The organism is Clostridium sp. CM042 (assembly GCF_055080995.1).
The window spans coordinates 1,673,173-1,686,431 of the sequence record NZ_CM143646.1; the positions used below are offsets into that span (position 1 = coordinate 1,673,173).

Annotated in this window: 10 protein-coding genes; 5 read left to right on the forward strand and 5 right to left on the reverse strand. The window is 31.2% G+C overall.

Annotated features, from left to right (window positions below; all coding sequences use genetic code 11):
• Window positions 1-15: 15 nt before the first annotated feature.
• Both ACWJJ7_RS07925 and ACWJJ7_RS07930 read right to left on the reverse strand, forming a co-directional pair.
• Complete coding sequence (locus ACWJJ7_RS07925) at window positions 16-984, reverse strand: SPFH domain-containing protein (protein ID WP_462964698.1); 969 nt, start codon at window positions 982-984, stop codon at window positions 16-18.
• Window positions 985-1,014: 30 nt separating this feature from the next.
• Window positions 1,015-1,443 carry an NfeD family protein gene (locus tag ACWJJ7_RS07930; protein WP_462964699.1) on the reverse strand — a complete coding sequence of 143 codons (429 nt, stop codon included), beginning with the start codon at window positions 1,441-1,443 and terminating at the stop codon, window positions 1,015-1,017.
• 315 nt (window positions 1,444-1,758) lie between these two features.
• Between ACWJJ7_RS07930 and ACWJJ7_RS07935 the strand changes: the two genes are divergently transcribed.
• Window positions 1,759-3,669 carry an NAD(+) synthase gene (locus ACWJJ7_RS07935; RefSeq protein ID WP_462964700.1) on the forward strand — a complete coding sequence of 637 codons (1,911 nt, stop codon included), beginning with the start codon at window positions 1,759-1,761 and terminating at the stop codon, window positions 3,667-3,669.
• 69 nt (window positions 3,670-3,738) lie between these two features.
• On the opposite strand, the gene ACWJJ7_RS07940 is transcribed toward ACWJJ7_RS07935, so the two are convergent.
• Window positions 3,739-4,161 (reverse strand): YaaR family protein, encoded by a 423-nt coding sequence (locus tag ACWJJ7_RS07940; protein ID WP_462964701.1) that lies wholly within the window; start codon window positions 4,159-4,161, stop codon window positions 3,739-3,741.
• A 307-nt stretch (window positions 4,162-4,468) separates the two neighbouring features.
• On the opposite strand from ACWJJ7_RS07940, the gene ACWJJ7_RS07945 reads away from it, so the two are divergent.
• From ACWJJ7_RS07945 to ACWJJ7_RS07955, 3 genes are read left to right on the forward strand one after another with little or no spacing between them, the layout of a single operon-like run.
• Window positions 4,469-4,987: a chromate transporter gene (locus tag ACWJJ7_RS07945; protein ID WP_462964962.1), complete on the forward strand. Its 519-nt coding sequence runs from the start codon at window positions 4,469-4,471 to the stop codon at window positions 4,985-4,987.
• Window positions 4,988-5,512, forward strand: coding sequence for a chromate transporter (locus ACWJJ7_RS07950; RefSeq protein ID WP_462964702.1), 525 nt, complete (start codon window positions 4,988-4,990; stop codon window positions 5,510-5,512).
• 44 nt (window positions 5,513-5,556) lie between these two features.
• Window positions 5,557-8,220 carry a cation-translocating P-type ATPase gene (locus tag ACWJJ7_RS07955; protein WP_462964703.1) on the forward strand — a complete coding sequence of 888 codons (2,664 nt, stop codon included), beginning with the start codon at window positions 5,557-5,559 and terminating at the stop codon, window positions 8,218-8,220.
• A 67-nt stretch (window positions 8,221-8,287) separates the two neighbouring features.
• Here the strand turns inward: ACWJJ7_RS07955 and ACWJJ7_RS07960 are convergent, their stop codons facing one another.
• Entirely contained in the window at window positions 8,288-9,127 is an 840-nt protein-coding gene (locus tag ACWJJ7_RS07960; protein WP_462964704.1) for a CvfB family protein, read from the reverse strand.
• 180 nt (window positions 9,128-9,307) lie between these two features.
• The gene (locus ACWJJ7_RS07965) at window positions 9,308-9,826 is read right to left on the reverse strand and encodes a gamma carbonic anhydrase family protein (RefSeq protein WP_462964963.1); all 519 of its coding nucleotides are present in this window, start codon (window positions 9,824-9,826) and stop codon (window positions 9,308-9,310) included.
• A 348-nt stretch (window positions 9,827-10,174) separates the two neighbouring features.
• On the opposite strand from ACWJJ7_RS07965, the gene ACWJJ7_RS07970 reads away from it, so the two are divergent.
• Window positions 10,175-13,207, forward strand: coding sequence for a vitamin B12-dependent ribonucleotide reductase (locus tag ACWJJ7_RS07970; RefSeq protein WP_462964705.1), 3,033 nt, complete (start codon window positions 10,175-10,177; stop codon window positions 13,205-13,207).
• Window positions 13,208-13,259 lie beyond the last annotated feature (52 nt).

A 13,259-nucleotide genomic window follows, 5' to 3' on the forward strand; every position in this document is an offset into this window, starting at 1 on the left:
ACTTTCTTCTTATTTTTATTTTTTTTCTAATGTTATATTTTCACAGTTCTTATTCATTTTTAACATATCAGCTATAGCTGCTATACTGCCTAAACTCGACAATGTTTCATTTGGAAGTATAAGTTTATTAGCTGGATTCTTTGCCATTTCTTTAAGAGCCTCTATCTGTTTTAATGCTATTACTGTTTCATTTGTACCTGACTCTATAATAGCTGTATTTATTTTCCTTATTGCATCTGATTCTGCAATTGCAATAGTCTCTATAGCACGAGCTTTACCTTCTGCTTCAAGAAGTTGAGATTCTTTAAGTCCTTCTGCACGTCTAATATTCGCTTGTTTTTCAGCCTCAGCATTTAGTATTTGAGCTTGTTTATGTCCTTCTGCTTTTTCAATTGAACTTTGTTTTTCACCTTCTGCTGTAAGAATAAATGCTCTCTTATCTCTCTCTGCTCTCATTTGTTTTTCCATAGCATTTTGGATTTCAGCTGGTGGAACTATATTTTTAATTTCTACAGATAATATTTTTATTCCATAAGCATCAGTGATTTCATCGATTATTTCAAGAAGTTTAGAATTTATTCTATCTCTTCCTGATAATACTTCATCTAAAGTCATGTCTCCCACTATATTTCTCATATTAGTAATAGTTGAATACACAATACCTGATTTATAATCTTCAATATTATACACTGCGTCCCTTGAGTTAATAACCTTATAAAATATAACATTATCAATCGATATATTAACATTATCCTTAGTTATAACATTCTGTGGCTGTATGTCTAATATTTGTTGCTTAGTAGAAATTTTTCTTCTAACAAAATCTACGAATACAATTGTAAAATGCCAACCTGGCTCTAGTATCCTTTGAAACTGACCAAATCTTTCTATTAAATACACGGATCCAGTATTAACAATTTTAATAGATGATACAACCATAATAACTATTATTAACAATATACCCAAACCTATAAATGATCCCATTATAAATTCCTCCTTAAATTTTAATACAACTTATACTTTAGATATTACTAGTTTATTTCCTTCAATACCAGTAATTCGAACCAAATCACCTTTTTTCAATGGTTTCCCAACATTTTTTACAGTCCAATAAATCCCTTCGAACTTAATATTTGCTTTTTCATCAATATCTTTTGTTATTGTAAATTCTTTTCCAATATACCCTTCCTCCATAGTTAACGTTTTTTTCACAGTTTTTTTTATAGTTTCCTTAACTATAGGATAACCCACAGCCATAACCACTACACTAACTGCTACAAAAACAACCGCTTGAACAACTACTGATGCGCCTATCCCAATAGCAATTATTGCCGCCATTGCACCTACAGAAAACCATACAAACATAAAACTACTAGTTGTAATGTCAATAACTAATGCTGCTAATGCTACAACTATCCAAAATATCATCGGCGTCCAGTCCATGTTGTGCCCCCCTTTCAAATATCAATTACTATTATACTCTCTTCTCACTTATAAAATTGCTAATTTATATTATAAATACCGTTCACACAATAATATTATACCAAAAACTTTTTATATTGTTGTTACTACATTATAGTGTATATTTAAAACTTAATAAAGACTTATTTTAACATATATTATATTATAACTGCTGCAATATTAACTGTCCCTACTAATCTACCTAAAATAATGCTATAATTCTAGTAAATATTTGTTATATAAAGTTTTTTTTGCATATACTATATTTGAAAAACTAAAGAAAGGTCGTGAATTAGTTTGGAAACTTCTTTTATAAAGGTTTCTGTTGCTTGTCCAATTGTAAATGTGGCAGATATAGAATTTAACTTAATCAACATACAAAACTGCATTAATCAGGCTTATGATGAGAAATCAAAATTCATAGTTTTCCCAGAACTTTGTATAACAGCTTATACATGTGCGGATTTATTTTTACAACATCAGCTAATTGAAAAATCTGAAAAGGCAATTAAATCTCTATGTGAGTTTTCTAAAAATAAAGATATGCTAATTGCTGTAGGGTCTCCTTTATATTATAATAATTCTCTATATAATTGTGCTTATGTAATATTTAACGGTAAACTTTTAGGAATAGTACCAAAAAGCTATATTCCAAATTACTCTGAATTTTATGAAAAAAGATGGTTTACTGAAGGTCTTGGCCTCATAAACAAAACTGTAAATCTTTCTTTTGCAAAAGGCATCCCTTTTGGGACAAATTTATTATTTACCAGTGGCAATATTAAATTTGGTTTTGAGGTTTGTGAAGATCTTTGGGTAACCATTCCTCCAAGTAGCTATTTAGCCCTTCAAGGCGCAAATATAATTGCTAATCTATCTGCATCTAATGAATTAGTTAGCAAAGCTGATTATAGAAAATCATTAGTTTCATCTCAGAGCGCAAGATGTATGTGTTCTTATTTATATGCATCCTCTGGTGTTTTTGAATCCTCTACAGATTTACTTTTCAGTGGCCATCTTTTAATAAGCGAAAATGGTTTAATATTAAAAGAAAATAATAGATTTCAAAGAGAAAATGAAATTGTTACTTCAATTATTGATATAGATAAATTAAACAGTGAAAGATTAAAAAATACCAGTTTTAGAAATAGTATTTCTATATGTCCTTTTGAAGCATGCGAAATTGCTTTTGAATTTGGAAGTGCAGATTATGGCGTTTTTGATAGAAATATTGATAAGCATCCTTTTGTTCCTTCTAATTTATATCAACGTGAAATACGTTGCAAGGAAATATTTAATATCCAATCCTCAGCCCTTGCTAAAAGATTCTCATATACTGGCCTTAACAAAGCTATTGTTGGGATTTCTGGTGGGCTTGATTCAACTTTAGCACTACTCGTTATAGTTAAAACCTTCGACATGCTAAAAATACCAAGAAAAAATATTGTTGCTATAACTATGCCTGGTTTTGGAACTACAGATAGGACCTATATGAATGCAATAAACCTATGTAAGAATTTAGGAACAGAACTTAGAGAAATTAACATAGTAGATGCATGTCTGAAGCATTTTAAAGACATAGATCATCCAGTGGAAAAACATGATATAACTTATGAAAATGTTCAAGCAAGAGAAAGAACTCAAATTCTTATGGATATTGCTAATAAGGAAGGTGGACTATTAATAGGTACTGGAGATTTATCAGAACTCGCCTTAGGCTGGTGCACATATAATGGTGATCATATGTCTATGTATTCCGTAAACTGCTCACTCCCTAAGACTTTGGTGAGATATTTAGTTAAATATGTAGCAGATAAAGAAGCTTCAAAGGAAGTAACAGACATTCTTTTAGATATCCTTAACACTCCTATAAGTCCTGAACTTCTACCCAAAGATAAGTTTGGTCAAATAACTCAAAAAACTGAAGACATAGTAGGACCATATGAACTACATGACTTTTTCCTTTATTATTTTATGAAGCAAGGTACTTCGCCAAGTAAAATATTATTTTTAGCTAAAGAAGCCTTCAAATCTGATTACTGCGAAAAAGATATACGCAAATGGCTAGATAAATTTATAAAAAGATTCTTTACTCAACAATTTAAGCGTTCCGCTCTACCAGACGGTCCAAAAGTAGGAACTATAAGTGTATCCCCAAGAGGAGATCTTAGAATGCCGTCAGATGCTAGTTTTAATTCTTTCCTTTAGACTTTTCAAAAAAAGTACATGTATTTTGTGAAGTTTATAGAACAAACTTTACACCATATGTGTATTTTTTTATTTATATATATCTACAATTAATCCTGAAATTTCATCAATAGTGTTTGCAATATCCAAATTTTCTTTTTCTTGATTCAACAACATTTGCGTAAGTTCTTCTAGTTTAACGTCTACAGTATCTACCGTTATGAAATATTGCGTTTGCCAAAAGCTAATATCCTTTTTAACCTCATACATGTGTTGCAAAACAGAATCCAAGTATTCTCTAATTAAATTTTTATACGCTTTTACATCTGAAAAACATTTTGTAATACTTAATCTATTTCCTTTCTTTTTTATGACATCCATCATATCTCTTAGCTGCTGCTCTGAGTTTTGCTGCCTAGCAAAACTAAAATTTTGTGAAAAATCTTTTTTACTAGATACAGTTTTTTTATCAGATGTGACAGTTGACTTTCTTCTAGCTCTTGATATTTCCATATTTTTTTTTCACCCCCTAATTTGTCAATATTAATATTATAAAAGTTTTCATGTCTTTCTTTTATTCTTATATATATTATATCGAACTTTCCACAAAAAAATATACACAAAAGAAAATTAATTCTTGTCACTTATGAGGATTTAATTCTATTTGATTATATATTTGCCAATTTTTTTTTATAATAGTATACTTATATGGTAAATATTATAGATTATAAGTATATGTTTATACTTTTAAGGACATTTCTGTTGATATAACCAAAAATTCAAACTATTTGAGGTGAGAAAAACGAAAAGATTACTGAATATGTTTTGGACTTTCTTTAAAATAGGAGCTTTTACCTTTGGCGGAGGTTATGCAATGATACCACTCATTGAGACTGAAGTTGTAAGTAAAAAACATTGGCTTTCAAAAGAAGATTTCATGGATATAATTGTTATTTCCCAAACCTTTCCTGGAGCTTTAGCAGTTAATAGTAGTATATTTATTGGTTATAGAATTAGCGGCCTACTTGGCGCTATCATTGGGCTTCTAGGTGTGATTTTACCTTCATTTTTCATAATATTATGCATTGCCGTTTTCTTTATGCAATTTAGAAGTTATTATTATGTTGATTTAGTTTTCAAAGGCATCTCTGCTGCAGTACCAGTTCTTATACTCATAGCTGTAGTAAGCTTATCCAAATCTTTAAAGAAAAGCTATGTAAATCTTATTATAATTTTAATTTCTCTGGTAAGTATATTATTTTTTAATGTGCATCCTGTTATAGTTATACTTTTATCTGGTTTGTACGGGATTATATTTCTTGGAAAGAAGGTGAAGTAAATGTCTATTTTAATTAAAATTTACCTATCCTTCTTTAAAATAGGTGCCTTTAGCTTTGGTGGAGGCTATGCTATGCTTCCACTTATCAAAAGAGAAATTGTATCCACTAATAATTGGATTACCTTTAAAGAGTTTGTTGATATTATTGGTATATCACAAATGACTCCGGGACCTATAGCAATAAATTCAGCTACTTTTGTAGGTTATAAAGTTTCTGGAGTACTCGGTGCTATTTCTGCAACCCTAGGTGTAGTTTCATTTTCTTTTATCTTAGTTTCCATAGCTAATCACTATATTTTAAAATTTAAGGAATCCTATATAATGAAGGCTGCACTATCCGGTATGAGGCCTGCACTAATTGGCCTTATAATCTCTGTATTCTTATCCATGGGAAGGGAATCATATAAAGATATTAAAAGTATAATAATTGGAATTATAATTTTAGGAATATTATTAACTAATAAACTCCATCCAATTTTAGTAATAATAATTTCAGGGATATTAGGTATTGTATTTTATTTTTAATAAATTAAACTGTAACAACATACACTATAGTCGAGGTGGTATTCATGTTTTTTAACAAACCTATAGATGAAGTACTAAAAGAATTAGATTCCAATCCAATAACAGGACTTTCCCAAAAAGAAACAGAACTAAAAAGAGAAAAATTCGGACTAAATCAGTTAGAAACTAAAAAGCCTAAAACTCTAATATCTATGTTTTTTTCTCAATTAAATGATATTTTAATTTACATTTTAATTGCAGCTGCCGTAATTTCTGCCCTCCTTGGTGAAACAAGTGATGCAATTATAATTGCTATTGTAATTGTTATTAATGCTACAGTAGGAATTATTCAAGAGTCAAAAGCTGAAAAAGCTCTTGATGCATTAAAAAAATTATCTACGCCCAAGGCTGTAGTTAGACGCGATGGACAGTTGAAAGAAATTCCATCGCAGGAAGTTGTGCCTGGCGATATTATAATTATTGACGCAGGAAGATATGTTCCTTGCGATTTACGCCTTATTGAAACTGCTAATTTAAAAATTGAAGAATCTACACTTACAGGAGAGTCTGTGCCAGTAGATAAAGATGCTTCCCTAGTCTTAACTGGCGATAATATCCCACTAGGTGATCAAAAGAATATGCTCTTCATGTCTACACTCGCAACTTATGGTAGAGGTATAGGCATCGCTGTATCTACTGGAATGAATACTCAAATAGGTAAAATTGCTAAAATGTTAGATGAAAAAGTAGACGACCAGACCCCCTTACAAAAAAAACTGGCTGAACTTGGCAAGTACCTAGGAATAGGCGCCCTACTCATATGTGCTCTTATGTTTATAGTAGGCGTTCTTCAAAAAAGAGATATTTTTGAAATGTTACTTACGTCGATCAGTTTAGCTGTTGCTGCGATACCTGAGGGTCTTCCTGCTATAGTCACTATAGTACTTGCTATGGGTGTTCAAAAAATGATAAAAAAGAATGCCATTGTACGTAAATTACCCGCAGTTGAAACTTTAGGTTCAGTAAACATTATATGTTCAGACAAGACAGGAACATTAACTCAAAATAAAATGACTGTAACAAAATTCTATGCAGATGGTCTCTTAGGCAATATAGACACTTTAAACATTAATGACAATGAGCATAAGCTCTTACTTGAAAATCTTATTTTATGTAATGATGCTACGTACTCTGAAAGTTCAAAAACTGGTGACCCCACTGAAATTGCTTTACTAGTAGCTGGGGTAAACTACAATATATTTAAAGACGACTTAGAAAAAAACCATAAAAGAATTGATGAGATTCCTTTTGAATCAGATAGAAAATTAATGACTACTGTAAATAAATATGAAAATGAATATTACGTAATGACAAAAGGGGCTATTGATAATCTGTTAAAACTATGTACTAAAGCCTGTATTAAAGGCAATATAATAGAAATTACTCCAGTCATAAAAAAAGAGATATTAGATGTGTCTAATAAAATGTCTGATGATGCTTTAAGAGTTCTAGGTGCAGCTTATAAAATTCTTCCAACTTCTCATGTGGATATTGATTCTTTAGAAAGTAATTTAATACTTATTGGCATGGTAGGTATGATAGATCCACCTAGACTGGAAGTTAAGGATTCTATTTCTGAGTGTACGAATTCCGGAATAAAAACTGTAATGATAACCGGGGACCATCAAAACACAGCTTTTGCTATAGCCAAAGACCTTAATATTACTAAAGATTCTCTAGCAGTTATGTCTGGCTCTGAGCTTGATAAACTTTCGGATGTTGAACTAAGTAGTAAAATTGATAATATAAGGGTATTCGCAAGAGTGTCCCCAGAACATAAAGTAAAAATTATAAAGGCTCTTAAATCCAAAGGAAACATTGTATCAATGACCGGTGATGGAGTAAATGACGCACCATCTTTGAAAATGGCAGATATAGGTGTAGCCATGGGTATAACTGGTACTGATGTATCTAAAGGTGCTGCTGATATGATATTAATAGACGATAACTTTTCAACAATTGTTTCTGCTATAAAGGAAGGAAGAAACATATTCACGAATATCAAGAAAACTGTAGTATTTCTTATTTCCTGCAATGCTGGAGAAATTATAGCGTTATTTCTTGCAATACTTTTAGGTTGGGCATCGCCACTTAGACCTATCCATATATTGTGGGTTAACTTAATTACAGATACGCTTCCAGCTTTAGCTTTAGGTGTAGATCCTGGTGACCCTGACGTAATGAAATATAAACCACGTAACCAAAATGATAGTTTATTTAAAGGTGCAACATTAAGTTTACTTCTTAACGGATTGTTAATCGGTGTAGTAACTTTAACAGCATTCATAGTAGGTGCAAAATATTATAGTGGAACAACTAATTTATTCCCACTATTCCCTAAAAACATTTCACAAGATGCTTTAAGGCATGCGCAAACTATGGCCTTTGTAGTACTTAGTGTTTCTCAGCTTGTTCATTCTTTAAATATGAGAAATGAAAAAAAATCCATATTCCAAATAGGTTTATTTTCAAACAAATATTTAATTGGGGCTATAGTTCTTGGTATACTGCTACAAGATTTGATAATAACTATTCCACCTCTAGCAAATGCTTTTAGTGTTCATGCTTTAAGTTTAGCAGATTGGGGTATCGTTACTATTCTAGCCTTAATGCCATTACTCTTTAATGAAATCACAAAAATATTTAAACGTAGCTCATCTAATGTATAAGTCACATTAAATAGTAAAAGGCTGATGAATTAATTCATCAGCCTTTTACTATTTTATAAAAATCTAATTATTTCAATTTAGTACCTTCTTCATCTTGAACAATTAGGTTACTTTTCATAAGGCCACCCAATGCCCTTTTAAAGGCGTTTTTGCTGGTTTTAAATGTTTTCTTTATATCATCTGGAGAACTTTTATCATTATATGGCATAAAGCCATCGTAACTCTTTAAATATTCTAATATTTGTTCCTCAACTACATCTCTTTCTTCTAGTCTTGGCTTTCTTGCTGTTACGTCCATTTTGCCATCTTCATAATATTTTTTCACTCGTACACTTAGTCTATCTCCTGGAATTATACTCGTATAATTCTCATTTCTTAGAATAACCGCTCTATAAATATCATCAATAGCTATCATTACGGTACCATTAGTCTGAATTCCGTATACTGTTCCTTCCACTTCATCATCAATATCATATGAATCTGTATCATATAAATATTTATCAATAAAAGTAGTGGCCGCTATTCTTCCAGTCTTATCTAAATATATATAGAAAAGATATTTTTTACCTGTTTCTAATTTGTAATTTTCTTCCTTAAAAGGAACTAATACGTCTCTTTCTAACCCGATTTGTACAAAACTCCCTATTGTAGTCATGTCAATTACCTTAAGGTAAGCTAAATCACCAACCTTTGCAAGAGGTTTTTTCAAAGTTGAAATTAACCTATCACTTGAGTCTCTATATACGAAGGCTTCAACTTCATCATCAATATTAAGTGCTCTACCTAAAGTGCTTTTCATTGGCAATAATATGTCATCACTAGTGTTTTCTGTCTCAGCGCCCAAATAGTACCCAAATTCTGCTCGTCGTACTACTTTTAAATTATTAAATTCTCCTATGTTTATCATTTACTATCTCCTACCTTTTTTAAACTTTTGACCAATCTATATATTTGTTAAATTTATCAACATATTGTACTGAATATTTTCTATGAACATATATTTATATTTCTGCTCATCCGTTATCTTTCCTATTCCATTTAATCTTATCATTTTTTGCACTCCATAACAATCTAAATTAAGGTATGATTATTCATTTATTTGTTTTGTACTATATTTCATTGAAAGCTCTACATAATGCTGAGCTGATTTTTTTAATCCTTCTTTTTCTTCTGTAGTTAGTTCACGAATGACCTTTGCCGGCACTCCCATACAAAGAACCCCGGTGGGTATTTTCTTGCCTTGAGTGACTAAGCTACCAGCGCCGATTATAGTATACTCCCCTATTTCAGCTCCATTTAGTATAGTGCTTCCCATTCCAATTAGAGTATAACTTGAAACTTTACAACCATGTATTATAGCATTATGTCCTATAGTTACATAATCTCCAATATTAACTGAAAATTCATCATCATTATGTACTGTACAATTGTCTTGAATATTTGTATATGCACCTATAGACAAAGAATTCAAATCACCTCTTAATACAGCTCCAAACCAAATGTTACTGTACTCTCCTATAGATACATTTCCTATAACGTCTGCACTGCTAGCAATATAAGAATGTTTATGTACATTAGGTATTTTTCCATTAAATTGATGTATCATAATTTCATCATCACCTCTTCCAAAATAATAAATAATATATATATATTTATTATACCCCTTTTTTATATAAATTTGCCGTTTATTCGTCATATTGTTGGTTAATATTTAATGTTGATTTTCATTTGATTTTATTATATAATACCATCTGTAGTAATAAACTTTTCTCAAATTACTACATATGGTATTACACTATTTTAACACATAATATTAAACTAGATAATCAAGAAAATTTTTTAGTGTAGTAATATAGACCATACAGAAGTATGTTTTACATAATTTAGATTTAATCTTAATTATTATGCAACTAATAGGAGGTGAATATACTAGCTTTTTAAGCTAGTATTAATTATGGCGGAGATAAAAAATTTAATCAAAAGATTTTACACAACGGAATTAGAAAAAGATAAAACTATTACTGTTTTTGATTTATTTAAATGGAAAAAGGTAAATGTTTTTTTAAAAGACCATAAAACTAATAAAGTACTTCTAGATATGAAGGATTTAGAATTTCCAGAGCATTACTCACAAAATTCTTGCGATATTATTGCTTCAAAATATTTCAGGAAATCTGGTGTTAATAATAAACAAGGTTATGAAGATAGTATGAAAATGGTAGCTCATAGGCTTGTTAATTTTTGGTGTGAATCCTTGACTGATGAGACCATTATTAAATCTCAAGAGGAAAAAAGCATTATTTATGATGAATTAATATATGCATTTTTAAATCAAATGTTTGCACCAAATTCTCCTCAATGGTTTAATACAGGCCTTAACCTATCCTATGGTATAAAAGGCGAATCCTTAAATAATTTTTATTATGATGAAAAAGAAAAGATGCTAGTTAAAAGCGAAGATGCTTATACAAGGACTCAAGCTTCAGCTTGTTTCATTCTCTCAATCCAAGATAAACTACTTGGCAATCATTCAATCTCTGAGCAGTATGTAACAGAGACTAAATTATTTAAAGGTGGCTCTGGCACCGGAACTAACTTCTCCTCCATAAGAGGTATAGGTGAAAGATTATCTAGTGGTGGTGTTTCATCAGGTCTTATGAGCTTTTTAAGAGGACTTGACAGAAATGCTGGAGCTATAAAATCTGGTGGAACTACAAGACGTGCTGCTAAGATGTTATGCCTTGATATCAATCATCCTGAAATAATGGAGTTTATGACTTGGAAAGCTAAAGAAGAAGATAAAGTACGTGCTCTTACTAAAATGGGTTATGATGGTAGCTTTGAAGGAGAGGCTTATGAGACTGTGTCTGGCCAAAACGGAAACAACTCCATAAGATTCTCAGATGAATTTATGATGAAAGTTGATACCTTATCAAAAAGTCCTAATCAGACTATTACTCTTAAAGGAAGATGTGATTCCTCAGTTGATGAAGAAATAAGTGTTAAGAAGCTATGGGATACCTTTAACAACGCTGCTTGGCAATGCGCTGACCCGGCTCCCCAGTTTGATGACACCTTTAATGCATGGCATACTTGCCCTGGTGGAGAAGATGGAGTAGTTAATGCTAAACATAATAGAATTAATTCGACTAATCCTTGTGGAGAATATGCTTTTTTAGATGATACATCTTGTAATTTAGCTTCTATTAATATTTATAAATTTTATGATGCTTTGACTAAGAAATTTGATGTAGATGGATATGTCCATCTAATAGGACTTACTCAATTAGTCCTTGAATCCTCCATTCATTGGGGCCAGTTTCCAACTGAAGATATAGCAAGGAAAAGTTATTTATTTAGAACCACAGGCCTTGGGCTTTCAAATTTAGCTTCTTTATTTATGGTAATGGGCTATGCCTATGACTCAGAAGATGCTAGAAATATAGCTGCATCTCTTAGTGGAATAATGACTGCACAGGCTTATTATGTTTCATCACTACTTGCAAAAGAACTAGCCCCTTTTGAAAAATATGAAATCAACAAAAAATATATGCAAATAGTTATAAGAAATCATGCAAGAGCTGCTGGAGCTCTAAATAGTAAATACGAACATTTAAATTATGATCCTATAAAAGTTAACCATGATATTTTAAGTAATGATTCCCTAGGGAATATAAGTGAAACCTTAAAAAACTGTTGGTCAAAAGTACTAAGCAGTGGTGAAAAATATGGTTTTAGAAATGCTCAAGTTACAGTTTTAGCTCCTACTGGTACTATTTCTTTTGCAATGGATTGTGGTGCAACCTCAGTAGAGCCATATTTTAGCCATTTTATTTATAAAAAATTATCTGGTGGTGGATTTATGACCATCGTAAACCCTGTAATTAAAGATTCATTGGATAATCTTGGATATTCCGAAATTGAAACAAATGATATTCTTGATTATATTCTAAGAAAAGAAAAGGTTGATGAAAACGGCTTTGAATATGAAAAAATTATTGATGGGAAAATCGAGGGTGCTCCCCATTTAAAGGTAGAACATTTGCCTATATTCGATACAGCAAACAAATGTGGTAGTGGAAAAAGATATATTTCATTTATGGGACATGTTCTCATGATGGCAGCAATAACGCCTTTGATATCAGGTTCTATATCAAAGACTGTAAATTTACCTAAAAATGCTACTATAGGAGACTTTAAAGAAGTAATATTAACTTCTTGGAGGCTAGGCGTGAAAGGAATCTCCTTATATAGAGATGGTTCAAAGGCAAGTCAACCTTTAAACACTACTTTATCTGTTGATAAAGAACTGTTACTTGAGGATTTATCATATGATGATCTTTTAAAGAAAGCAAAGTCATTACAAGAAACTTCAAATCAATCTACAAGAGAAAAGCCAATTGGGATACGTTATGGAACCACTCATCCTGCTCAAATTGATGATGTAAAAGTCTATACTACGGTAAACAGGCGTTCAAATGGAGAAATTTCTGAAATATATATAACTACAGATAGGGAAGGTACTATTATTACTGGATTGTTGAATTCTCTTTCGAAGGCAATTTCAGTAATGCTTCAGCATCATGTACCTGCGGAAGCTATTTCTAAAATGCTTCGCGGACAAAAATTTGAACCTTACGGCTTTGTACAAAAGCATCCTTATATTAAATCTGTTTCTTCTATATCTGATTTAATTAGTAAGATTATTGATATAGAACTAGGAGATTATAGTAGATGTCAAATTAAACCTGAAAATTACGGCAACACTAATATACCTAAAAATCCACTAATGCCTGATGAGACTGAAATTTCAACTGGCCTAGCAGAAGCTGAGAATGTTCTCTCCCCTACTAACATAAGCACAGGCACTATCCAAGGAGAAAGATTATACTCTGAAACCTGCTCTCATTGTTCAAGTACTAGGCTTGTTAGAAACGGTACTTGTAAAGTTTGCCTTGAATGTGGAACTACTACTGGATGTAGTTAACCGCGTCAAATCAAAATTTCACAATAGTACAAATACAATTAACTTATGTTAT